Here is a 21378-nt window from a genome sequence, read left to right on the forward strand (position 1 = left end):
TGTGGCCGATGGTGACCGCATCGAGCTGGTAGACGCGAGGGTGGGAGTCTCCGTCGGCCAGAAGCAGTTGGACAGCGGCTTCTTCAAGGCACGCTGGGACAGAACTACAGCCTCCGAGAAGCGGTACCTGCGCGCGATGTGTCCTGAAGGTGACACTGGCGTGGGCTCGGGGGAAGTTGCTTCACGACTCAAGAAGACGATCAACGCGCTGGGGCCAACTCGCGCAAACCTGATTCACAAAGGCCTGATCTACGCCCCCGACCACGGCGTGGTGTCCTTCACGGTGCCGGGCATGGCGGCCTTCATCCGACGACAGGCCGACTAGTCCGACCGCCTTGACGGGCGTTGACCGGTCCGACGGCACGGCACGGCGACGGCGCCGCTCCGCCTGACAGTTTCTCCACCCAAACTCCATCTCGTGCCGGCAGGAAAGGGCGGCGCCCGACTCGCACGGGCCACGACGTCCGCCCCCGAGCCCGGGCGCGGCACAGGCACCTGCCGCAGACTGGCCCCATGACCGACGCCCCCCTCGCCCTCGTCTCCGGCGCCACCGGCTACATCGGCGGCCGCCTCGTGCCCGAGCTCCTCGCCGCCGGCCTGCGGGTGCGCGCCATGGCGCGCCACCCCGACCGGCTCGACGGGCGGCCCTGGCGCGAGGGCATCGAGGTCGTCGCGGCCGACGCCCTCGACGAGGACGCGCTCGCCGCGGCCATGGAGGGCGTGGACGTCGCCTACTACCTCATCCACTCCCTCGGGACCGGCGCGACCTTCGAGGAGCGCGACCGGCGCACCGCCCGCACCTTCGGGGTCGCGGCCCGCCGGGCCGGCGTCGGGCGCATCGTCTACCTCGGCGGCCTGCACCCCGAGGAGGAGGAGCTCTCCGCCCACCTGAGCTCACGCAAGGAGGTCGGGGAGATCCTCCTCGCCTCCGGCGTGCCCACCACCGTCCTGCAGGCCGCGGTCATCATCGGCTCGGGCAGCGCGTCCTTCGAGATGATGCGCTACCTCACCGAGCGGCTCCCGGCGATGATCGCGCCGAAGTGGCTGGAGAACCGGATCCAGCCCATCGCCGTGCGTGACGTCCTGCGCTACCTCGTCGGGGCGGCGTCCATGCCGGCCGACGTCAGCCGCGCGTTCGACATCGGCGGGCCCGAGGTCCTCACCTACCGGCAGATGATGCAGCGCTACGCCGCCGTCGCCGGCCTGCCCCCGCGGGTCATCAAGACCGTCCCCGTGCTCACCCCACGGCTGGCGAGCCACTGGGTGGGCCTGGTCACCCCGGTGCCCGCCGGGCTCGCGCGCCCGCTCGTGGAGTCGCTCATCCACGAGGTCGTGGCGAAGGAGGAGGACATCAAGGCCTACGTCCCCGACCCGCCCGAGGGCCTCATCGGCTTCGACCGGGCCGTCGAGCTCGCCCTCCAGCGGGTCCGCGACTTCGACGTCTCCACGAGCTGGTCGTCCGCCTCCCCGGCCGGCGCGCCGTCCGACCCGCTGCCCGACGACCCGGACTGGGCCGGTGGGTCCCTGCAGGTGGACGAGCGCGAGACGGTCGTCGACGCGGGCGCCGACGACCTGTGGACGGTCATCGAGGGCATCGGTGGGGCGCACGGCTGGTACTCCTGGCGCCTGGGGTGGGTGGCGCGCGGGCTCATGGACCGCGTCTTCGGCGGGCCGGGCCTGCGCCGCGGCCGACGTCATCCGCACCAGCTCGCCGTCGGCGACGCGCTGGACTGGTGGCGCGTGGAGAAGCTCGACGACGGCCACCTCCTGCGGCTGCGGGCGGAGATGCGTCTGCCCGGCGAGGCCTGGCTCGAGCTCGTGGCCGACACCGACGACGCCGGCCGGACGCTCTTCCGCCAGCGGGCGATCTACCACCCGCACGGGCTGCTCGGCCAGGCGTACTGGTGGGCGGTCTACCCCTTCCACGGCGTGGTCTTCGGCGGCATGCAGCGCAACATCGCCCGCGCCGCCGAGGAGGCGGCGAAGGCGGCGGACGGAGGGACGGCGAAGGCGGCGGACGGGGAGACGGCCGAGGACACCGGGACCGCGGCGCAGACGACGGCCCCGTGAGCGCACCCGTCGCGGCGGTCGTCACCCGCGCCGACCGCGTCCGGCAGGTCGCGGTGACGATCAGCCTCGTCCTCTGCGTCGTCGGGTCGATGATCGGTGTCGGGGTCTTCGGCGGGACGCCGATCCAGGACGCGGCGGGCGGGCTGCTCGCCGCGGACGCCACGCACCTCGCGCCCGCGTCGCCCGCCTTCTCGGTCTGGACGGTCATCTACCTCGGGCTCGGCGCCTACACGGTCGTCCAGCTGCTGCCCGGACGCGCCGCCGACTCCTTGTTCCGCAAGGTGGGGTGGCCCGCTGCCGCGTCGATGCTCCTCAACGCGGCCTGGATCCTCGTGGTGCAGGCCGGTCTCGTGGCGCTGTCGGTGGCGGTGATCGTTGCGCTGCTCGCCGTCCTCGTGCTCATCTTCCTGCGGCTGGGCGTCGCGCACGGCCGGCGGCGCCTCGACCGCGTCGTGGTCGACGGGACCTTCGGGGCCTACCTGGGCTGGGTGAGCGTGGCGACGGTCGCCAACATCGCCGCCGCGCTGCTCGGGGCGGGCTTCACCGGTGCCGGCTTGCCGCAGGTGTTGTCGGTCGCCATGCTCGCGGTCGTCGCCGTGGTGGGCGTCGGGCTCGCCCTCGTGGGCGGCGCCGGCCGGATGTCTGCCGTGGGCCGGTACGGCGTCGCCGCGACGATGGTGTGGGGCCTGGTGTGGATCGGCGTCGGCCGCACCCAGGGCGAGCCGCTCGCCCCGGTGACGGCCTACGCCGCGTGGGCCGCGGCGGCCGTCATCGCTGCCGTGACGCTTCTGCGGTCCCGCCGCCGCACCTCCTGACGAGGCGCCGCGGACCCCGCAGAAAAATTGCCTCGGGAAAAGTGCATCCAAACGCATCGACCCGGGGGAAGTCCTCCATGTCAGCACCACAGCGCCCCACGGGGCACGACACGGAGGACCAACCATGAAGACTGCAGCAGCGCTCGGCGGCTCCATCGCCGCGATCCTCGCCTTCGCCGCCGTCCCCGCCCAGGCGGACGGGCACCAGGCCCAGCTCTCCGTCCTGCACGGCGTCCCCGACCTCGTCGTCGACGTGTGGGTCAACGGCGAGCTCACGCTCGACGACTTCGAGCCCGGCGAGCTGGCCGGTCCCCTCGACCTCGACGCCGGCACGTACACCGTGGCGATCACCGCGTCCGACGCGGCCGACGACTCCGAGCCCGCCATCGGCCCGGTCGACCTCCCGCTCGAGGCCGGCATGAGCTACACCGCCGCGGCGCACCTCGCCGAGGACGGCACGCCGACGGCGACCCTCTTCACCAACGACACCAGCGCCACCGAGGCCGGCCAGGGGCGCCTGACCGTGCGCCACGTGGCCGCCGCACCGGCCGTCGACGTCCTCGCCGGCGACCAGGCCGTCATCACGGGTCTCGCGAACCCCGACGAGGCCTCCCTCGAGCTCGACGCCACCACCGTGCCCGCCGCGGTCGCCGCCGCCGGCACCACGGACCCGGTGATCGGGCCGGCCGACGTGCCCGTCCAGGACGGCGTGGCCACCATCGTCTACGCCTGGGGCAGCCTCGAGGACGGCAACCTCGCGCTGGCCACCCAGACCATCGAGGGCCTGCACTCCGCGCCCGCCGGCGTCCCGACCGGCCTCGTCGAGGTCCAGGAGTCGACCTCTCCCGCGCTGTACCTGGGTCTGGCCGGCCTGCTCGCGCTCGGCCTGGGGGTCGGCGCCCGCCGCCTCGCCGCCGCCCGCAGCTGACCCCGTCGCCGGCAGTCGCCGGTGACCCGCACGACGCACGTACGACCAAGAACGCACTCTCCGGAGGAGGATCCCGTGACCGGCACCCGAGCACTCGCCGTCGCCGTCCTCCTCCTGGGTGGCTGCGCCGTAGCGGTGCAGCCACCCACCGAGACCCCGTCCCGCTCCGCCTCGGCGGAGCGGGCTCCGGCGGGGGACCTGGATGCTGCCGCGGCGGAGCCCCCGACGGCAGACCGTCCCCCGGCGTCAGGGGAGCCCGGCGCGGCGGTGGTGCCCCCGCCACCGTCCGCGCCGGTGCCCGTGGCCGTGCGCGACGCGACCGGCGTCCCCGCCGCCCCGACGCGGACGGCGCCGGTCCGACTCGTCTACGAGGCCCTGGGCGTCGACATCCCGGTCGACGCCGTCGGGGTCGCCCCCGACGGCCAGATGGAGATCCCGGAGGACGCCGCCCGGGCGGGCTGGTACCGCCACGGTCCGGGGCTGGACGCCGGGGCCGGCACGGCCGTCCTGGCGGCGCACGCCGGCAGCTACGTCACCCCGCGCGGACCGCTCTACGACCTGCCCGACGCCCGCCCCGGCGACGTCGTCGTCCTCACGGGCGACGACGGGTCCGAGCTCCGGTACGAGGTGGAGACGGTCGAGCAGACGACCAAGACGGTCATCGACTGGTCCGCCTACTTCCGCCGCGACGGCGAGCCCCGCCTGGTCCTGGTGACCTGCGGCGGCGAGTGGGACGCGCAGCGGCAGAGCTACGACGACAACGTCACGGTCACCGCTAGGCTCGTGGGGAGCTGAGATGTCCACGGTCGCACCGCCACGCGGCCGGGTCCCGGCAGGGGAGGTGGCCGCCGTCGACGAGGATGCCCTCGAGGCCGCCTTCCGGGCCGGCCGGCCCGAGGCTGTGCGCGACGTCTACGAGCGCTTCTCCCCCATGGTCTTCTCCATCGCCCGGCGGTCGCTCGGCAACGTCGCGGACGCCGAGGACGTCACCCAGCAGGTGTTCGTCTCGGCGTGGCGCTCACGCGAGCGGTTCGACCCCGACCGGGCCCGGATCGGCGCCTGGTTGGTGGGGATCACGCGCCACGCCGTCGCCGACGCCCACGAACGGCGCTCACGGGAGCGGCGCACGGAGGACGCCCTGTCCGCCACCGCCGAGCCGCTGACCGCCCCGCCCGGGGAGCACCCCGAGCGGGTCGTCGACCGGGTGATCGTCACGGACGCGATCGAGAGCCTGGGCGACCCGCAGCGCGCGATCATGTCCCTGGCGTTCTTCGAGGACCTCACCCACGGCCAGATCGCCGCCCGGCTCGACCTGCCGCTGGGAACCGTGAAGTCCCACATCACCCGAAGCCTCAGACGACTACGAGCAAGGATGGAGGTGCCTGATGTCGCTCTCTGACCACCACGTCGATGACGAGACCCTGGCCCTCCTCGCCCTGGGCGAGCCCGCCGACCCGGCGGTGGCCGCGCACACCCGCGACTGCCCCGTGTGCCGCGCCTCGCTCGCCGAGCTCGCCGACGTCGTGGGCCTCGCGCGCCACCCCGAGGTCGCCCGCGGGCTGGAGCGGCCCGGCCCGCACGTCTGGGACCGGATCGCCGCCGAGCTCGCGGCGGACGACGCTCCCGTCGCTCCGGCCGTGAACGCGCCGGCGTCGGCCGAGCCGGTCGGCCCGGCCACGCCACCCGGGCGGCCGATCGGCGCACCCCCCGCCCCGGCGGCCGCTGCACCCGGCCCGCGTGCGGCCGGCACCCCGTGGTGGCGCCGCCGCACGGCCTGGGTGGCGGCGGCGAGCTTCGCGCTCGGCATCGCCGGCACGCTGGCGGCGGAGAACCTCCTCGCGGCCGGCCCCGGGCCCGCCGTGGCATCGGCCGCCCTCGACCCGCTGCCCGGCTGGAGCGAGACGGGGACCGCCTCGGTCCACGAGGTCGACGGCCGCCGCGTGCTCACCGTCGAGGTGCCGGGAGCGGCGGAGGACGCCTACCGCGAGGTCTGGCTCATCGACACCGAGGTCCAGCGGCTCGTGAGCGTGGGCATCCTCACCGGCGAGCAGGGCACCTTCGAGCTGCCGGACGGGCTGGACATCGACGAGTACCCCATCGTCGACGTCTCCCGGGAGCCCCTGGACGGCGACCCCGCACACTCCGGGGACAGCATCGTCCGCGGCCGGCTGACGGCCTGACCGTGCCTCACCCGTCCGACGCCGCGCGCAGCGGGGTGCCGGCGAGGTCGAGCTCGTCGGCCATGGCGAGGAGGAAGTCCGCGACGTCCTGGCGGGCCTCGGGCCGCACCGCCCGGGCGATCTCGCCCATCCGACGGTGCATGCGGGCCATCCGCTCGCGCAGCTCGCGGTGCGCGTACGGCGTGGCCCGCAGGACCACCGAGCGCCGGTCCCGCGGGTGCGGCACGCGCTCGAGGTGCCCCGACGCCGCGAGCCGGTCGACGAGCTTGGTGGTCGAGGCGGTCGAGATCCCCAGATGGGCGCTCACCTGGCGCGGGGTCGCGACCTCCCCGCGGTTCTCCGCCGCGATGATCAGCTGCAGCGCCTGGACGTCGCTGACGTTCATGTCCATGTCGGCGCTCATGCGCCGGCGCATCTCCTGGTCGGCTCGTCTGAACCGGCGGAGTGCACCCAGCACAAGGGTGGCCGGATCGTCGTCGTCGTACCAGTATCCAGGTACCTGCTCGGTGGTCACACAACTACCTTACTCGACAACTTGCTTGCTTATCTAGTAAGTTGCCGTCATCCCCCGACGCTCCTCCAGGAGGCCGAGATGCCGACGTCGACCACCCTCACCACCGCGGACCACGTCGTGCTCGTCGACGACGACGGCCGGGCCGTCGGCACCGCCCCGCGGGCGAGCGTGCACGGGCCACAGACACCCCTGCACCTGGCGTTCTCCTGCTACGTCTTCCGGGCCGACGGTGACCTGCTCATGACCCGGCGGGCGCTGGCCAAGCGGACGTTCCCGGGCGTGTGGACGAACAGCTTCTGCGGGCACCCGCGGTCCGGGGAGCCGATGACCGTGGCGATCGCCCGCCATGCGCGCTCCGAGCTCGGCCTCAGCCTCACCGACGTCACGTGCGTGCTGCCCGACTTCCGCTACCGGGCGACCGACGCGTCCGGCGTCGTGGAGAACGAGCTGTGCCCGGTCTACGTCGCCACCGCCCTGCACGCCCCGGTCCCGAACCCCGAGGAGGTCATGGACCTCGCGTGGGTGGCGCCCGAGTCCCTCGGCCGGGCGGTGGTCTCCGCGCCGTGGGCGCTGAGCCCCTGGACGGTCGAGCAGGTGCGGGCGCTCGCCGAGGCCGACCTCGACGACGTCCCCGGAGTGACGGAGCTGGCCGGATGAACGCCGTCGACGCCGTCCTCGAGGCCCACCTGCGCCGCGACAGCGGCTCGCTCGGCCCGGAGTACGCCCGGCTCTGGTCGGCGCTGGGTGACGCCGCCGAGGGCGGCAAGCGGTTCCGGCCCGCGCTCGTGGCGGCGATGTACCGCTCGCTCGGCGGCGCCGACGACGAGCTGGCCACCCGGGTCGGCGCGGCCGTGGAGCTGCTGCACTGCGCGTTCGTCATCCACGACGACGTCATCGACGGCGACGACACCCGTCGTGGCCGCCCGAACGTCTCCGGGACGTTCTACGCCGCGGCCCGGCGGGCCGGCGCCGCCGACGGGCCGGCCCGCGGCTACGCCGACACCGCGGGGATCCTGGCGGGCGACCTCGCCCTCGCCGCCGCGGTGCGCGCCATGGCGACCTGCGGCGCGGCCCCGGCCGTGACCACCCGCCTGCTGGACCTCATGGACGAGGCGTTGCACGTCACCGCGGCCGGCGAGCTGGCCGACGTCCACCTCTCCCTCGACCTCGCGCCGGTCTCTCTCGGCGAGGTGCTGACCATGGAGGAGCGCAAGACGGCCGTGTACTCCTTCGAGCTGCCGCTCCAGGCGGGCGCCGTGCTCGCCGGCGCCCCGGAGCCGCTGGTCGCCGGCCTCGCCGAGCTCGGCCGCCTCGTCGGCATCTCCTTCCAGCTCCTCGACGACCTCCAGGGGGTCTTCGGCGCCGAGGACCTCACGGGGAAGTCCGTCCTGACCGACCTGCGCGAGGGCAAGCACACCCCGCTCATGGCGCACGCCCGCACGACCGCCGCCTGGCCGCGGATCGCGGCCTACGTCGGCGACCCGGACCTCGACGAGGCCCACGCGGCCGAGGTCCGTGAGCTCCTCACGACGTGCGGCTCGCGCAGCTTCATCGAGGACCTCGCCGACGACTACGTCTCGGCCGCCCTGGGTCTGGCCGCCGACCTCGGGATCTCCGACGACGTCGTCGCGCACCTCACCGCCCTGACCGACCAGCTCGTCCGGAGGGCAGCATGAGCCTCGACCACACGACGTCGACACCCGCGCGGGCGATCTACGACGACGTCGCCCGGCGCAGCGCCGCCGTCGTCATCAGCGCCTACTCCACCTCCTTCGCCTGGGCGTGCCGGCTCCTCGCCGAGCCGGTGCGCACCCACGTGCGCAACGTCTACGCCCTGGTCCGCATCGCCGACGAGGTCGTCGACGACCCCGCGGCGGCCGAGGCCGCCCACCGGGGCCACGTCCTGACCGTCCTGGAGGAGGAGACCTACCAGGCCCTGCGCACCGGCTACAGCACGAACCTCATCGTGCACGCGTTCGCCGGCACCGCCCGCGCCTGCGGCATCGGCCCCGAGCTCCTCACGCCCTTCTTCGCCTCGATGCGCGCCGACCTCGCCGTCCACGAGCACGACCGCGCCAGCCTGGACACCTACGTCTACGGCTCCGCGGAGGTGGTGGGGCTCATGTGCCTGCGGGTCTTCCTCACCGACCCGGCGGCGCGGTCCGGCTACGACGAGCTCGCGCCCGGCGCGCGCCGCCTCGGAGCGGCGTTCCAGAAGGTGAACTTCCTGCGCGACCTCGCCGAGGACCACGACGACCTCGGCCGCACCTACTTCCCCGGCCTGGACCCCGAGCACTTCGCCGACACCCACAAGGACGCGCTCCTGGACGACATCGACGCCGACCTCGCAGCGGCCGCGGCCGTGGTCCCGCTGCTGCCGCCGAGCAGCCGCCGGGCCGTGCGCGCGGCGCACGGCCTCTTCGCCGAGCTGTCCCGGCGTCTGCGCACCACCCCGGCCAGCCGGATCCGCGCCGAGCGGGTGCGGGTCCCCGGGCCGGTCAAGGCCCGCATCCTCCTCGCCTCGCTGCTCGGGGTGGGGGCGTGAGCGCCCGCACGGTCCCGGGCGTGCCGAGCGCCGGTGCCGCGCCGGACCGGCCGGCGACCGGTGCCGGCGCCCGGCCGCGCGCCGTCGTCGTCGGTGGCGGGATCGCCGGTCTGGCCTCCGCCGCCCTCCTGGCCCGCGAGGGGTACGAGGTGGACCTGCTCGAGCAGAACGACGAGCTCGGCGGCCGGGCGGGGTCCTGGGAGTCCGGCGGCTTCCGGTTCGACACCGGGCCGTCGTGGTACCTCATGCCCGAGGTCTTCGACCACTTCTTCGAGCTGCTCGGCACCTCGGCCGCCGAGCAGCTCGACCTCAGCGTCCTGGACCCCGGCTACCGGGTCTTCTTCGAGGACGGCTCCGCCCCCCTCGACATCCGGGCCGACCGGGCCGCGAACATCGCCACCTTCGAGTCGGTCGAGCCCGGCGCGGGACGCCGCCTCGAGGCCTACCTGGACTCCGCGCGGCAGGCCTACGACCTGGCGGTGCGCCGGTTCCTCTACACGACGTTCGCCTCGCCGCGGTCGCTGCTGCACCGCGACGTCCTGTCCCGGGCGCCGCACCTGGCCGAGCTCCTGCTCCGGCCGCTCGGCTCGTTCGTCGCCGCCCGGTTCCAGGACCCGCGCCTGCGCCAGGTGCTCGGCTACCCGGCGGTCTTCCTCGGCTCCTCGCCCGACCGGGCGCCCAGCATGTATCACCTCATGAGCCACATGGACATCGCCGACGCCGTGCGGTACCCCCAGGGCGGCTTCACCCGCCTCATCGAGGTCGTCGCCGCGCTGGCCGTCCGCGAGGGCGCGCGCCTGCACACCGGGGCGACGGTCACCGCGATCCTCACCGGCGCCGTCCCCGAGCGGGTGGGGCGACGCCGCGGCCTCGCCGCCGCCGCCCGCAGTTTGCGCGGGGGGCTCGGCGTGCGCGCCGGGGCGCGCGGGGTGCGCTACCGCACCGCCGACGGTGCGGAGCACACCATCCGGGCCGAGGTCGTCGTCGCCGCGGCCGACCTCCACCACGTCGAGACCCAGCTCCTCCCCGAGCGCCTGCGGACCTACCCGCAGCGCTGGTGGGACCGCCGGACCTCGGGCCCGGGCGCCGTCCTGCTCTACCTCGGCGTGCGCGGCAGCCTGCCCGAGCTCCCCCACCACTCGCTGTTCTTCACCACCGACTGGCAGAGCAACTTCGACGCCATCTTCGGCCGCTCCCCCCGGGTGCCGGACCCCGCGTCGTCGTACGTCTGCAAGCCGTCCCAGACCGACCCGACGGTCGCCCCGCCCGGCACGGAGAACCTCTTCGTCCTCGTGCCGGTCCCGGCCGACGTCACCCTGGGGCGCGGCGGCGTCGACGGCGCCGGCGACCCCGCCGTCGAGCGGATCGCCGACGCGGCCATCGACCAGATCGCCGCCTGGGCGGGCATCGAGGACCTGCACGAGCGCGTCGTCGTACGCCGCACGGTCGGGCCGGCGGACTTCGCCGCGGAGCTCAACGCCTGGTCGGGCGGGGTGCTCGGGCCCGCGCACACGCTCCGCCAGAGCGCCTTCCTGCGGGGGTCCAACGCCTCGCGCCGGGTGGCGGGGCTGTACTACGCCGGGTCGAGCACGATTCCCGGGATCGGGCTGCCGATGTGCCTCATCAGCGCCGAGATCATGCTGAAGCGGCTGCGTCACGACCACTCCACCGAGCCCCTGGCGGTCCCGCTGTGACGGGGTGGGAGTACCTGCTCGCCCTGGCCGTCTCGCTGGCGTCGATGGTGGTCATGGACCGCCGGTGGCGCCTCGTCCTGTGGCACCGGCCCCGCCGGGCGGCGGGGGTGCTCCTCGCCGGCGTGGCGTTCTTCCTCCTGTGGGACCTCACCGCGATCGCCCTCGGCTTCTTCGAGCGCGGCCAGTCGGCGGCGATGACCGGGATCGAGCTGCTGCCCGAGCTGCCGCTCGAGGAGCTGTTCTTCATCAGCTTCCTGTGCTACCTGACCCTGGTGCTGCACGCCCTCGCGCTGCGCCTGCTCCCGGCGCCCGCCGCCCGGCAGGGGGCGCAGCGATGACCTACCTCGGCCTGGGTCTGCTGTTCGTCGCCGTGGCCGTCGCGGTCCTGGTCGTGGCCTGGTGGACGGTGCGGCCGTCGCGGCGGTGGTGGCTCGCCACGGTGGTCACGGTCGTGGCGCTCGTGGTGCTCACCGTCGTGTTCGACTCCGTCATGATCGCCGCGGACCTCTTCCGGTTCGACGAGGCCGCGCTGACCGGCCTGCGCCTCGGCCTGGCGCCCGTGGAGGACCTGGCCTGGCCGGTGGCCGCCGGGCTCGGTCTGCCCGCGCTGGTGGCCCTGCGGGCCGGCCGGTCGGCGGCGACGTCGGCGGCCTCGGTCGGTCAGGCCACCGCGACCAACCGGACCACCGCGGCGGAAGCGACCGGGAGGGAGGCATGAGCGTGTCGCAGACAGGCGGCGTGAGCGCGGCCCTGCGCCAGGTCGTCGGCTCCTCCCGACCCGTCAGCTGGATCAACACCGCGTACCCCTTCGCGGCGGCGTACCTCCTGGCGGGCGGCGGCGTCGACGTCGCCCTCGTCGTGGGCACCCTGTACTTCCTCGTCCCGTACAACCTGCTGATGTACGGCATCAACGACGTCTTCGACTTCGAGTCCGACCTGCGCAACCCGCGCAAGGGCGGCATCGAGGGCATCGTCCTGGCGCGACGGTGGCACCGGGTCACCCTCTGGTCGGCGGTGCTGAGCAACCTGCCCTTCCTCGTCGCCCTCCTCCTCATGGGCACGGCGACGTCGGCGCTCGTGCTCGCGGTGAGCGTCTTCGCCGTGGTGGCGTACTCGGCACCCGGCCTGCGCTTCAAGGAGCGGCCCGTCCTGGACTCGGCCACCTCGGCGACGCACTTCGTCAGCCCGGCGGTCTTCGGGCTCGCCCTGGCCGGGGCCGCACCGACCGGGGCGGCGGTGGCGGCGATGGTCGCCTTCTTCCTCTGGGGCATGGCCTCCCAGGGCTTCGGCGCCGTCCAGGACGTCGTGGCGGACCGGTCCGCGGGCATCGGCTCGATCGCCACCTGGCTGGGCGCGGCCCGCACGGTCCGGCTGGCGATGGCGCTGTACGTCCTCGCCGGCGTGGTGGTCCTGGCCACCGGATTCCCCGGGGCGCTGGCCGGACTGCTCGTCGTGCCCTACGTCGTCAGCGTCGCCCCCTACCGGTCGCTGGTGGACGAGGACTGCGAGCGGGCGAACGGCGGCTGGCGCCGGTTCCTCTGGCTCAACATGGTGACGGGGTTCCTGCTCACCCAGCTGTTCATCTGGATCGCGCTGCGAGGCTGACCCGGCGCGTGCCCTGCGCGCCGAGCGGCGCCCGCCGGGCGCCGCTCCGGGCAGGCTCGGGCACGCCCGGTCGTGGCGTCGCTACGCCCGCTCGAGGTAGGCGGCGGTCTCCTCGTCGACGTGCCGGGCCAGCACCTCGGCGAGATCGGTGTGCGCGGCGAGCTCCGGGTCGGCCGCGACGACCGCACGCGCGGCCGCCCGGGCGGCGTCGATGATCTCGGCGTCCTTGGTCACGCGGAGCAGACGCAAGGAGGTGCCCCGCCCGGACTGGGCCGCGCCGAGGACGTCGCCCTCCCGCCGCATCTCGAGGTCCAGCTCCGCGAGGCGGAAGCCGTCCGCCGTCGCCGCGAACGCCTCGACCCGGGCGAAGGCGGGGCTGCCGGGCGCGGCCGCGGTGACCGCCATGCACACCCCCGGCCGGTCACCGCGGCCGATCCGGCCGCGCAGCTGGTGCAGCTGGGACAGGCCGAACCGTTCGGCGTCGAGGACGACCATGACGGTGGCGTCGGGGACGTCGACCCCGACCTCGATGACGGTGGTGGACACCAGCACCGGGGTCTCGCCGGTGGCGAAGGCGCGCATCGCGGCGTCCTTCTCCTCCCCGCTCAGGCGCCCGTGCATCTGCCCGACGGCGACCCCCGCCAGCGCCGGGACGGCGCGGAGCAGCTCGGTGACCTCCTCGACCGACGCCAGCGGCGGCCCCGCCGGCTTGGCGGCGTCGAGCAGGTCGGCCGGCACGTCGTCCGGGTCGCCGTCGGCCACGAGGGCCGCGTCGTCCGCCGCGTCGATCCGCGGGCACACGACGTAGGCGCGACCACCGCCGTCGACCTCCTCGCGGATGCGCTCCCACATGCGCCCGACCCACCGCTCGTTGCCGGCGGGCACGACGGAGGTGCTCACCCCGGCCCGGCCGGCGGGCAGCTCGCGCAGCGTGGAGGTCTCGAGGTCCCCGAAGCTCGTCATGGCCACCGTCCGGGGGATCGGCGTGGCGGTCATGACGAGCAGGTGCGGGCTCACCCGGGCCTTCGCCCGCAGGGCGTCGCGCTGCTCCACCCCGAAACGGTGCTGCTCGTCGACCACGACGAGGCCGAGGTCGGCGAGCTGGACCACGTCACCGAGGAGGGCGTGCGTGCCCACGACGATGCCCGCCTCCCCGGACGCGGCGGCGGCGAGCGCCTTGCGCCGGGCGGCCGCGCCCATCGACCCGGTCAGCAGCACGACGCGGGTGCCCTCCTCCGCGCCGCCGAGCATCCCGCCCTCCGCCAGCGGCCCGAGCAGCCCGGTGATGGAGCGGTGGTGCTGGTGGGCCAGGACCTCGGTCGGCGCGAGCAGGGCCGCCTGCCCGCCGGTGTCGACCACCTGGAGCATCGCCCGCAGGGCCACGACGGTCTTGCCCGAGCCCACCTCGCCCTGGAGGAGCCGCTGCATGGGCACCGGGCGGGCCAGCTCCTCGGCGACGACGTCCCCCACCTCGCGCTGCCCGGCGGTCAGGGTGAAGGGCAGGCGCGCCTCGAAGGCCTCACGGATCCCGCCGGCGCGCGGCGGCCGGGCCGTCGCCGGCTCGGCGAGCGCCGCGGCCCGTCGGCGCGCCAGCGCCGTCTGCAGGACGAACGCCTCCTCGTGACGCATGCGGTCCTGCGCGCGACGCCACTCCCCCTCGCTGTGCGGCAGGTGGATCGAGCGGAACGCCTCGAGGGCCCCCGGCAGGCCGTGCTCGCGGCGGTACTGCTCGGGCAGCGGCTCGGGCACGTCCTCGGGACGCTGCGGCCGCAGGACGGTCTGCACGGCGTCGGCGACCTTCCAGGAGGGCATCTCCGCGCTGGCCGGGTAGATCGGGATCGGCCAGTCCATGCTCTCCATCGCCGCGGCCTCGTCGTCGACGTCGCGGAAGGTCCGGTAGTCCGGGTGCGTGAGCTGCCGGGTACCGCGGTAGTCGCTCACCGTGCCGGTGAACATCCCGCTCTCCCCGGGCCGGAGCCGGCCCTCGTGGTACTTCACCGTGCCGAGGTTCTTGCCGAAGAACGTCAGGGTGAGCTCGTTCGTCCCGTCCGTGATGATCGAGGTGAGGATCGCCCCGGGCCGGTTCTGCATGCGTCGCGCCGAGGTCCGGGCCACCTGGGCGATGACCGTGACGTGCTCGCCGACGGCGAGGCTCCGCAGGTCGGACAGGCGTCCCCGGTCGCCGTAGCGACGCGGGTAGTGACGGAGGATGTCCTCCTCCGTGCGCAGGCCGATCTTGTCCAGCGCCTTGGCGGTGCGCTCGCCGAGGAGGTCCTTCAGCGACCGTCCGAGGCGGAAGCGCACGTCGCCGGCGACGGCGGGGTCGTGGCGGACCCCGCGCGCGAGCGGTGCGCCCGCGCGCGCCCCGCCGGTGCTCACGTGGTCGGTGCTCACGTGTGGCAGGTTAGCCGGTGGCACCGACACGACGCCGTCGGCCTGTGGTCGACGCCACCGGCCGCCGCACCCGGCACCGTTTGGGGCCCCGGCCCGTGGTCGGGTACTCTTGCCAGGTTGCCCGCGACCTCAGGCCTGCGCCTGCCCGCCGGGCTCACCGACCATCGCGTACGGCCGCCCCGGCCGCGCGTCAGCGAGAAGATCAGGAGAACGACCGTGGCTGCCACCTGCGACGTCTGCGGCAAGCGCCCCAGCTTCGGCAAGAGCGTCTCGCACTCCCACGTGCGGACCAGCCGCCGTTGGAACCCCAACATCCAGCGCGTGCGCGCCCTCGTCAACGGCGCGCCGAAGCGCGTGAACGTGTGCACCTCGTGCCTCAAGGCCGACAAGGTCACCCGCGCCGTCTGACACCGACGCGCCACCAGGGCCGCCACCCGCGAGGGTGCGCGGCCCTTCGTGCGTCACCGCCGCGGCGCCGAGCCAGGCGGCTCCGCCGCACCCCTGAGCCCGGCCCGCCGAACCCCTGCGCCCTGCCCGCCGAACCCCTGAGCCCGGCCCGCACGGCCGAGCGCGACGGGGCCGTGCAATCCCTGGGCCCTGCCCGGCCGTACCACCGGGCACGACGTTCGTGCACGACGGTGTGCACGCGGGAGGCGGGCGGGCACCATGCGCGGACGAGCCACTCTGATCCTGGTCCTGGCGACGGCTCTCGTCGCGACCCCGCTGGCCCCGGCCTACGGGGCGGTGACGGTGAGCAGGGCGGAGATCTCCGGGTCCCGGCTCAGGCTGGAGGGCACCGCGACCGCCAACCGGGACATCACGGTCGACGGCGAGGTGCTGGGCCGCAGCAGCAGCTCGGGCCGGTTCCGGATCAGCCGCACCCCGTACACGGCACCGCCGGACTGCACGGTCGACGTCAACGACGGCTCGGCCGCCCCCCGTGTGGTCACCCTGAGCGGCTGCACCGTGAGCCAGCCGGCGCCCGATCCCGAGCCGTCGACGTCGCCGCCGACGCTCGTCTCCCCCGCGGCCGGCGCGAGCGTCACCACGCCGTTCACCATCGCGTGGACCTCCGACATCAGCCCCGACTCGATCAACGGCGGCTTCAACTGGGAGGTCTCCACCACCTCGACCTTCTCCACGGTGGTGCTGCGCGACTCCACCCTGCCGAGCGTGCGCCAGGACACCGTCAGCGGCATCCCCGCCGGCACGTACTTCTGGCGTGTCCAGGCCGTCGACGGCGAGCTGAACCTCAGCCCGTTCTCGGCGCCGCGCAGCGTCACCGTCACGGGTGCGAGCGCCGGCCAGCTCGGGGCGGCGACCCTCAGCCTCCCGCCGTACGGCAGCTCCTTCCACCCGTTCGAGTCCTTCGAGGTCTTCTGGACGGCCGTCACGGGGGCCGCCACGTACACCCTGCAGTTCACGAAGGACTCGTCCTTCCCGGCCGGCACCTTCGGCATCGACAACATCACCGACACCTCGACCGGCATCACGATCGGTGACTTCTGCGGCGGCTGCGAGCAGGGCACGTACTTCGCCCGGGTGATCGCCGAGGACGCGGACGGCGTCCAGGGAGCCCCGTCGAACACCATCAGCTTCACGATCTCCTACGACGCCCCGCTCCCCCCGCCCCCCGCGCCGCTCTCCCCGGCCGACGGCGCCCAGCTGACCCTGCCCATCTCCATCGACTGGGCCGACGTCCCCAACCCGCAGCCCTCCGGGTACGAGCTGCAGATCGCCCGGGACAGCGCCTTCACCGACATCGAGGACCACGCGCCGCAGCTCACCTCCTCCCAGCGCACCGTCCTCTCCCTCACCTCGGGGACGAAGTTCTGGCGGGTCCGCTCCCACCAGGGCGACGCGTCGGCGACGACGGCGGCGGTCACCGACTGGTCCCCGACGCGCACCTTCACCGTGGCGCCGAGCGCGTCCGGCGTGCAGTCGGTCTGGCTGGGCGCACCCCCGTGCGAGAACCCCTGCCCGGGCGCGGACAACCTCGACAGCGGACAGGAGATCACCGGCTCGATCCAGCTCACCACCGCCGCACCGGCCGGCGGCGCCGTGGTCACCCTCACCAGCGACCCGGCCTCGGGCGCGAGCCACCCCGCGACGGTGACGATCCCCGCCGGCCTGGCCTTCGCCACGTTCCGGCTCTTCGCCGGCGAGGTGACCACCGTGACCCCGGTGACGCTCACGGCCACGATGGGCTCGTCGTCGGCGAGCTTCGCCTTCACGGTGCACCCGACGACCGTGGAGCGGCTCTCCTTCTGCTGCGACACCACCGGCGGGTTCGAGGCGCCGGGGTTCCTCCAGATGACCGGGAAGGTGCCGGCCGGTGGCCTGACCGTGAGCCTGAGCAGCAGCTCCCCGCTCGCGCAGCCGCCGGCCACCGTGACCGTGCCGGCCGGCAGCTTCGCCCTGCCCGTCCCCATCCCGACCAGCGCGGTCACCGAGGTGACCACCGTGACCATCACGGCCACGCTGGGCGGCACGACGATCACCGCGCCCCTGCGGCTCTACCCGCAGGTGCCGCCGTCGTCGCTGGTGCTCGACCGGACGGAGACCACCGGCGCCCAGGGCGCCGCCGGTGTCGTACGGATCGCGACGGGGCAGACCCACGAGGTGCAGATGCGGATCACCAGCAGCCACCCGGCGATCGCCGACCCGCAGGACGCGCGCATCGGCTACCAGGGCACGGGTTCCTCGTTCACGATCACGACGCAGCCGCCGGCCGAGTCGACCGTCGTGACGATCTCCGCGACCGGCGCCGGCGTGACGCTCACGGCGACGCTCACCGTCCACCCGTCGGGCGGGCCGACGCCACCACCGCCCGCACCGGCGGCGCTCTCCGCGGTGACCCTGAGCCCGGCGACGGTCACGTCCGGCGCGAGCTCGACCGGCACCGTCACCCTCACCGCCGCGGCACCGGCCGGGGGCGCCACCGTCGCGCTCACCTCCTCGGCCTCCGCGGCGACGGTCCCCGCGAGCGTGACCGTCCCGGCCGGCGCCACCAGCGCCACCTTCGCCGTCACCGCCGGCTCCGTCACGACGCAGAGCACCACGACGATCGGCGCCACCTACGCCGGCGCCTCGCGCTCGGCGGTGCTCACGGTGACGCCACCAGCCGCACCGTCGACCGACACGGTGGCCGTGCAGCGGGCCGAGTACGACGACGGTCGGCTCCGCGTGGAGGCCACCAGCACCAGCTCGACGGCGACGTTGCGCGTCACCACGTCGACGGGGGCTCTCATCGGGACCCTCTCGAACGACGGCGGCGGGCGCTACCGCGGCGAGCTCAGCTGGCCCACGAACCCGCAGAGCGTCACGGTGACCTCGAGCCTGGGCGGCAGGGCGACGCGCACCGTGTCCTGACCGGGTCACGCCCGCTCGGCCAGGCCCCTGATGTTCCGCAGCATCTCCCGGCTCATGACGAAGGGGACGGCCTCGAGCACGCCCAGGCGCGCGAGGAGCCGGACCGGCGCCGCCGAGACCGCGGCGAAGGAGACCCGCTCCACGAGCCGGGACCGCCCGCCCGGCAGGGGCCGCACGTGCAGGCTCCAGCGCCCCACCGCCGGTCCGTCCGCGGGACCACCGGCGAGGACGAGGTCACGCCCGGCCTCCAGCCGTGCGACCCGTAGGGGTGGCGCGGTGGCGGCGAGCCGGACGTCGTCGCCCGCGGCGAGGTCCTGCAGGTGCGGCAGGACCCGGTCCACGTTGCGGATGCGGCAACGCGCGAGGTTCTCGAGCTGCTGGAAGCTGTAGAAGCCGCCGCGGCCCTGCCCCACCTGGAGCAGCCACGGCCACACCCGCTCCGGCGGGGCCGCGACCGTGACCGCACGCGTGGTCACCGAGGCGCCCGGCGCGAGCAGCTCGTCGTCCGGCAGGGCGCTGCGGACCTCCGCCGCGGTCGCTCCCCACGTCGCGTGCCGGCGCCGCAGGAGCGGCGCGGCGACGAGGTGGCCGACCATCTCCCCCGCCCCGCGCAGGTTGGCCCGCACGCTCCGTCCGACGTCCACGTCGCCCGCCTCTCTCCCCCGACCCTCCACGCTAGGGGCGCGAACCGGCGGGCGACACCGACCTACGGCCCCCTACGGCTGCGCGGCGCGCCAGGCGTCGACCTCGGCCGTGAGCTCCGCCCGGCGGGCGTCGTCGACGAACGCGGCCTCCACGCCGTTGCGGGCGAGGGTGGCGAGCTGGTCGGGGGTCAGGCCCAGCAGCCGGGTGAGCTCACGGAAGTTGTCGTCGACGTAGCCGCCGAAGTAGGCGGGGTCGTCGGAGTTGACCGTGACGACCAGGCCCCGCTCGAGCATCCCGACGAGGGGGTAGTCGGCCAGGGAGTCCACCACCTGCAGACGGAGGTTGGACAGCGGGCACAGGGTCAGCGGGACCCGCTCGGCGACGAGCCGGTCGACGAGGGCGTCGTCCTCGAGCGCACGGATGCCGTGGTCGACCCGCTCGACGCCCAGGACGTCGAGGACCTCCCGGACGTTGGCGGCCGGGCCCTCCTCCCCGGCGTGGGCGACGCGGTGCAGCCCGTGGGCGTGGGCGAGGTCGAAGGTGTCCTTGAACGGCGCGGCGGGCCCGACCTCGCTCGAGCACAGGCCCACCCCGAGGATGGGGAATCCGCTGGTGAGGACCTCCTCGAGCGCGGTGCGGGCGTCCTCGGCGGGAAGGTGGCGCAGGAAGGTGATGATGAGGCCGCTCGTGACGCCGTGGTCCGCCTCGCTCGTGGCCAGGACGCCGGTCACGCCCGCGAGCGCGACGGCGGCCGGCACGCCCCGGGCGGTGTGTGCCTGGATGTCGAGGAAGACCTCGGCGTGCCTGACCCCCGCCCGGCGGGCACGGTCGAGGTAGTCGCGGGTGAGGTCGGCGAAGTCCTCCTCGGTGCGCAGGACGACCATGTTCGCGTAGTAGAGGTCGAGGAAGCTCTGCAGCCCGGTGAAGGAGTACCGCGAGCGCAGGTCGTCGATGTCGTCGTAGGGCAGGTCGATCCCGTTGCGCTCGGCCAGGGCGTAGATGAGCTCGGGCTCGAGGGTGCCCTCGAGGTGGAGGTGGAGCTCGACAGTGGGCATCGTCATCGGCACATCATGGCAGCGCTTCCCGGGCGGGCCCGCGAGCTCGGAGCGCCGTGTCGGCCGCGCCGGTCGGCGGCGCGTGCGCCGCCGGCGGGAGGGGGCGCGGCGCGGCGCCCTCAGAGCGGGGCCTGGGGGTTCTCGCAGAGGAACGGCGCCCGCGGGCCGCCCGAGTGGTACTCGTACGTGGTGCCGTCGACCTCGAGGACGACGAGGGTGCCGTTGGTGAGGACCTGCGCGTAGGCCATCCCCGGCTGCGGGCACCCGAGGGACGCGTCGCGCCAGGTGACCTCCTCGACCCGCGTCACCTCGACGTCGTCGGCGTCGACGCCGAGCCGGTCCGCCAGGTCCTCGGCCGCGAGCGCCGCGGCACCCGTCGGAGCGCTCGTCGGGCTCGGACCCACCGAGCTGGGGCCCGCCGTGGGGCTCGGGCCCGCCGTCGGGCTCGGCCCCGAGCTCGGTCCGGACGACGTGCTCGCCGCGTCCGGTGTCGATCCGTCCATGCCGTCCTCCGCCCCGCACCCGGCCACGAGCAGCGCCGTCGCCACCGCCACGAGTCGTCCTGTCCTCATCGCCGGAAGTGGTCCCACCCGGGGCTGATCGTCGGCTCGACCCCGCCGACGAGCACCGTACCGGCCTGCGCCCCGGCGGCCGCCCGGACGGTGCCGAGCCGGGTGAACCCGGCGGGCAGCTCGGTGCCGGCGGGGAACGTCGCCAGCATGCCGTGGTCCTCCCCGCCGGTCAGCGCCCACACCGCGGGGTCGGTCCCGAGCCGGGCCGCGGCGTCGGCGAGCCCCGCGAGGGCGGACGGCACGGAGTCCTCGAGCGGCTCGAGGTCGAGCACGACCCCGGACGCGCGGGCCAGGCGCCGGCCGTCGCGCAGCAGGCCGTCCGAGACGTCCATGAGGGCGCTGGCTCCGGCCGCGGCGGCCGCCGGTCCGGCGTCGAGCGCCGGGCGGGGGCGCAGGAAGTCGGCGATGAGCGCCTCGTCGGAGCCGCCGTGGCGTCCCTCCGTCAGGAGGGCGTGACCGGCCGCGGACCGGCCCAGCGCGCCCGCGTGGGCGACGACGTCGCCCGGCCGGGTGCCCGAGCGCAGGACCGGCGCACGCCCGCCGAGGTCGCCGTGCACGGTCACGGCGACGACGAGCTGCTCCCCGGCGGAGAGGTCGCCGCCGTCGACGCCCACGTCGAGCGGGCCGCAGGCTTCGGCGAACCCTCGGCACAGGTCGTGCACCCAGGCCACCGGGGTGCTCGGCGGAAGGACGAGCCCCATGACCATGGACGTCGGGACCGCCCCCATGCCGGCGATGTCGGAGAGGTTCTGCATCGCGGCACGCCACCCCACGTCGGCGGCCGAGGACCACTCCGGCCGGAAGTGGTGCCCGGCGACGAGCAGGTCGGTGGAGACGCAGAACCGGCCGTCGGGCGCGGCGACGACGGCGGCGTCGTCCCCGGTGGGGACGAGCGTGCGGCTGCCCCGCGGCAGCAGGGGGACGAACGAGGCGATGAGGGCGTCCTCGTCGAGGTCCGCGACAGTGGGCTGGGTCACCCCGCCACGCTA

22 protein-coding genes are annotated in these 21378 nt (G+C 74.9%); 16 read left to right on the forward strand and 6 right to left on the reverse strand.

Going from position 1 to position 21378, the window contains the following annotated elements:
- Position 1 precedes the first annotated feature (1 nt).
- The 7 genes from AAEM63_RS12360 (at position 2) to AAEM63_RS12390 (ending at position 5993) form a co-directional block, all read left to right on the forward strand.
- Positions 2-325: a hypothetical protein gene (locus tag AAEM63_RS12360; protein WP_341358575.1), complete on the forward strand. Its 324-nt coding sequence runs from the start codon at positions 2-4 to the stop codon at positions 323-325.
- A 188-nt stretch (positions 326-513) separates the two neighbouring features.
- Positions 514-2070: an SDR family oxidoreductase gene (locus AAEM63_RS12365; RefSeq protein WP_341358576.1), complete on the forward strand. Its 1557-nt coding sequence runs from the start codon at positions 514-516 to the stop codon at positions 2068-2070.
- The gene (locus tag AAEM63_RS12370; protein WP_341358577.1) at positions 2067-2885 is read left to right on the forward strand and encodes a TspO/MBR family protein; all 819 of its coding nucleotides are present in this window, start codon (positions 2067-2069) and stop codon (positions 2883-2885) included. The genes AAEM63_RS12365 and AAEM63_RS12370 overlap by 4 nt, the downstream gene beginning before the upstream one ends.
- Positions 2886-3009: 124 nt before the next feature.
- Positions 3010-3813 (forward strand): DUF4397 domain-containing protein, encoded by an 804-nt coding sequence (locus AAEM63_RS12375; RefSeq protein WP_341358578.1) that lies wholly within the window; start codon positions 3010-3012, stop codon positions 3811-3813.
- Between the two features lie 75 nt (positions 3814-3888).
- Entirely contained in the window at positions 3889-4608 is a 720-nt protein-coding gene (locus AAEM63_RS12380; protein WP_341358579.1) for a class F sortase, read from the forward strand.
- Position 4609: 1 nt separating this feature from the next.
- A complete protein-coding gene (locus AAEM63_RS12385) occupies positions 4610-5212 on the forward strand; it encodes a sigma-70 family RNA polymerase sigma factor (RefSeq protein ID WP_341358580.1) in 603 nt (200 codons plus the stop codon).
- Entirely contained in the window at positions 5199-5993 is a 795-nt protein-coding gene (locus AAEM63_RS12390; RefSeq protein WP_341358581.1) for an anti-sigma factor, read from the forward strand. Before AAEM63_RS12385 ends, AAEM63_RS12390 begins: the two co-directional genes overlap by 14 nt.
- Positions 5994-6000: 7 nt before the next feature.
- Here the strand turns inward: AAEM63_RS12390 and AAEM63_RS12395 are convergent, their stop codons facing one another.
- Positions 6001-6507 (reverse strand): MarR family transcriptional regulator, encoded by a 507-nt coding sequence (locus AAEM63_RS12395; RefSeq protein ID WP_341358582.1) that lies wholly within the window; start codon positions 6505-6507, stop codon positions 6001-6003.
- Between the two features lie 78 nt (positions 6508-6585).
- Between AAEM63_RS12395 and idi the strand changes: the two genes are divergently transcribed.
- From idi to AAEM63_RS12430, 7 genes are all read left to right on the forward strand, one after another.
- Complete coding sequence (gene idi, locus AAEM63_RS12400; RefSeq protein ID WP_341358583.1) at positions 6586-7164, forward strand: isopentenyl-diphosphate Delta-isomerase; 579 nt, start codon at positions 6586-6588, stop codon at positions 7162-7164.
- The gene (locus AAEM63_RS12405) at positions 7161-8183 is read left to right on the forward strand and encodes a polyprenyl synthetase family protein (protein ID WP_341358584.1); all 1023 of its coding nucleotides are present in this window, start codon (positions 7161-7163) and stop codon (positions 8181-8183) included. The genes idi and AAEM63_RS12405 overlap by 4 nt, the downstream gene beginning before the upstream one ends.
- Positions 8180-9052 (forward strand): squalene/phytoene synthase family protein, encoded by an 873-nt coding sequence (locus AAEM63_RS12410; protein WP_341358585.1) that lies wholly within the window; start codon positions 8180-8182, stop codon positions 9050-9052. The genes AAEM63_RS12405 and AAEM63_RS12410 overlap by 4 nt, the downstream gene beginning before the upstream one ends.
- A gap of 101 nt (positions 9053-9153) precedes the next feature.
- Complete coding sequence (crtI, locus tag AAEM63_RS12415; RefSeq protein ID WP_341361362.1) at positions 9154-10746, forward strand: phytoene desaturase family protein; 1593 nt, start codon at positions 9154-9156, stop codon at positions 10744-10746.
- The gene (locus AAEM63_RS12420; protein WP_341358586.1) at positions 10743-11084 is read left to right on the forward strand and encodes a lycopene cyclase domain-containing protein; all 342 of its coding nucleotides are present in this window, start codon (positions 10743-10745) and stop codon (positions 11082-11084) included. Before crtI ends, AAEM63_RS12420 begins: the two co-directional genes overlap by 4 nt.
- Positions 11081-11464, forward strand: coding sequence for a lycopene cyclase domain-containing protein (locus tag AAEM63_RS12425; protein ID WP_341358587.1), 384 nt, complete (start codon positions 11081-11083; stop codon positions 11462-11464). The genes AAEM63_RS12420 and AAEM63_RS12425 overlap by 4 nt, the downstream gene beginning before the upstream one ends.
- Positions 11461-12351, forward strand: a complete 891-nt coding sequence (locus tag AAEM63_RS12430) for a prenyltransferase (RefSeq protein WP_341358588.1) — start codon at positions 11461-11463, stop codon at positions 12349-12351. The genes AAEM63_RS12425 and AAEM63_RS12430 overlap by 4 nt, the downstream gene beginning before the upstream one ends.
- An 81-nt stretch (positions 12352-12432) precedes the next feature.
- Here the strand turns inward: AAEM63_RS12430 and AAEM63_RS12435 are convergent, their stop codons facing one another.
- Positions 12433-14655, reverse strand: a complete 2223-nt coding sequence (locus AAEM63_RS12435; RefSeq protein ID WP_341361363.1) for an ATP-dependent DNA helicase RecG — start codon at positions 14653-14655, stop codon at positions 12433-12435.
- A gap of 306 nt (positions 14656-14961) precedes the next feature.
- Here AAEM63_RS12435 and rpmB point away from each other — a divergent pair, with 306 nt between their 5' ends.
- Together rpmB and AAEM63_RS12445 are read left to right on the forward strand one after the other, a co-directional pair.
- On the forward strand, positions 14962-15153 hold the full coding sequence (gene rpmB, locus AAEM63_RS12440) for a 50S ribosomal protein L28 (RefSeq protein ID WP_098484684.1): 192 nt from the start codon (positions 14962-14964) through the stop codon (positions 15151-15153).
- 258 nt (positions 15154-15411) lie between these two features.
- Positions 15412-18117 carry a hypothetical protein gene (locus tag AAEM63_RS12445; protein ID WP_341358589.1) on the forward strand — a complete coding sequence of 902 codons (2706 nt, stop codon included), beginning with the start codon at positions 15412-15414 and terminating at the stop codon, positions 18115-18117.
- Positions 18118-18122: 5 nt separating this feature from the next.
- Here the strand turns inward: AAEM63_RS12445 and AAEM63_RS12450 are convergent, their stop codons facing one another.
- From AAEM63_RS12450 to AAEM63_RS12465, 4 genes are all read right to left on the reverse strand, one after another.
- The gene (locus tag AAEM63_RS12450; protein WP_341358590.1) at positions 18123-18761 is read right to left on the reverse strand and encodes an SRPBCC family protein; all 639 of its coding nucleotides are present in this window, start codon (positions 18759-18761) and stop codon (positions 18123-18125) included.
- 72 nt (positions 18762-18833) lie between these two features.
- The gene (locus tag AAEM63_RS12455) at positions 18834-19823 is read right to left on the reverse strand and encodes an adenosine deaminase (protein ID WP_341358591.1); all 990 of its coding nucleotides are present in this window, start codon (positions 19821-19823) and stop codon (positions 18834-18836) included.
- A 113-nt stretch (positions 19824-19936) separates the two neighbouring features.
- Positions 19937-20389 (reverse strand): hypothetical protein, encoded by a 453-nt coding sequence (locus AAEM63_RS12460; RefSeq protein WP_341358592.1) that lies wholly within the window; start codon positions 20387-20389, stop codon positions 19937-19939.
- On the reverse strand, positions 20386-21366 hold the full coding sequence (locus AAEM63_RS12465; RefSeq protein WP_341358593.1) for a thiamine-phosphate kinase: 981 nt from the start codon (positions 21364-21366) through the stop codon (positions 20386-20388). Before AAEM63_RS12465 ends, AAEM63_RS12460 begins: the two co-directional genes overlap by 4 nt.
- Between the last annotated feature and the right edge of the window lie 12 nt (positions 21367-21378).

The sequence above is a fragment of the Georgenia sp. M64 genome (genome assembly GCF_038049925.1).
In the GTDB taxonomy this organism is placed as follows: domain Bacteria; phylum Actinomycetota; class Actinomycetes; order Actinomycetales; family Actinomycetaceae; genus Georgenia.

Excerpts from the sequence above, each read along its gene's own strand:
- AAEM63_RS12365 (WP_341358576.1), top strand. The coding sequence starts at position 514 with ATGACCGACGCCCCCCTCGCCCTCGTCTCCGGCGCCACCGGCTACATC.
- AAEM63_RS12375 (WP_341358578.1), top strand. The coding sequence starts at position 3,010 with ATGAAGACTGCAGCAGCGCTCGGCGGCTCCATCGCCGCGATCCTCGCC.
- AAEM63_RS12385 (WP_341358580.1), top strand. The coding sequence starts at position 4,610 with ATGTCCACGGTCGCACCGCCACGCGGCCGGGTCCCGGCAGGGGAGGTG.
- AAEM63_RS12390 (WP_341358581.1), top strand. The coding sequence starts at position 5,199 with ATGTCGCTCTCTGACCACCACGTCGATGACGAGACCCTGGCCCTCCTC.
- idi (WP_341358583.1), top strand. The coding sequence starts at position 6,586 with ATGCCGACGTCGACCACCCTCACCACCGCGGACCACGTCGTGCTCGTC.
- AAEM63_RS12405 (WP_341358584.1), top strand. The coding sequence starts at position 7,161 with ATGAACGCCGTCGACGCCGTCCTCGAGGCCCACCTGCGCCGCGACAGC.
- AAEM63_RS12410 (WP_341358585.1), top strand. The coding sequence starts at position 8,180 with ATGAGCCTCGACCACACGACGTCGACACCCGCGCGGGCGATCTACGAC.
- AAEM63_RS12425 (WP_341358587.1), top strand. The coding sequence starts at position 11,081 with ATGACCTACCTCGGCCTGGGTCTGCTGTTCGTCGCCGTGGCCGTCGCG.
- AAEM63_RS12430 (WP_341358588.1), top strand. The coding sequence starts at position 11,461 with ATGAGCGTGTCGCAGACAGGCGGCGTGAGCGCGGCCCTGCGCCAGGTC.
- AAEM63_RS12445 (WP_341358589.1), top strand. The coding sequence starts at position 15,412 with ATGCGCGGACGAGCCACTCTGATCCTGGTCCTGGCGACGGCTCTCGTC.
- AAEM63_RS12455 (WP_341358591.1), bottom strand. The coding sequence starts at position 19,823 with ATGACGATGCCCACTGTCGAGCTCCACCTCCACCTCGAGGGCACCCTC.
- AAEM63_RS12460 (WP_341358592.1), bottom strand. The coding sequence starts at position 20,389 with ATGAGGACAGGACGACTCGTGGCGGTGGCGACGGCGCTGCTCGTGGCC.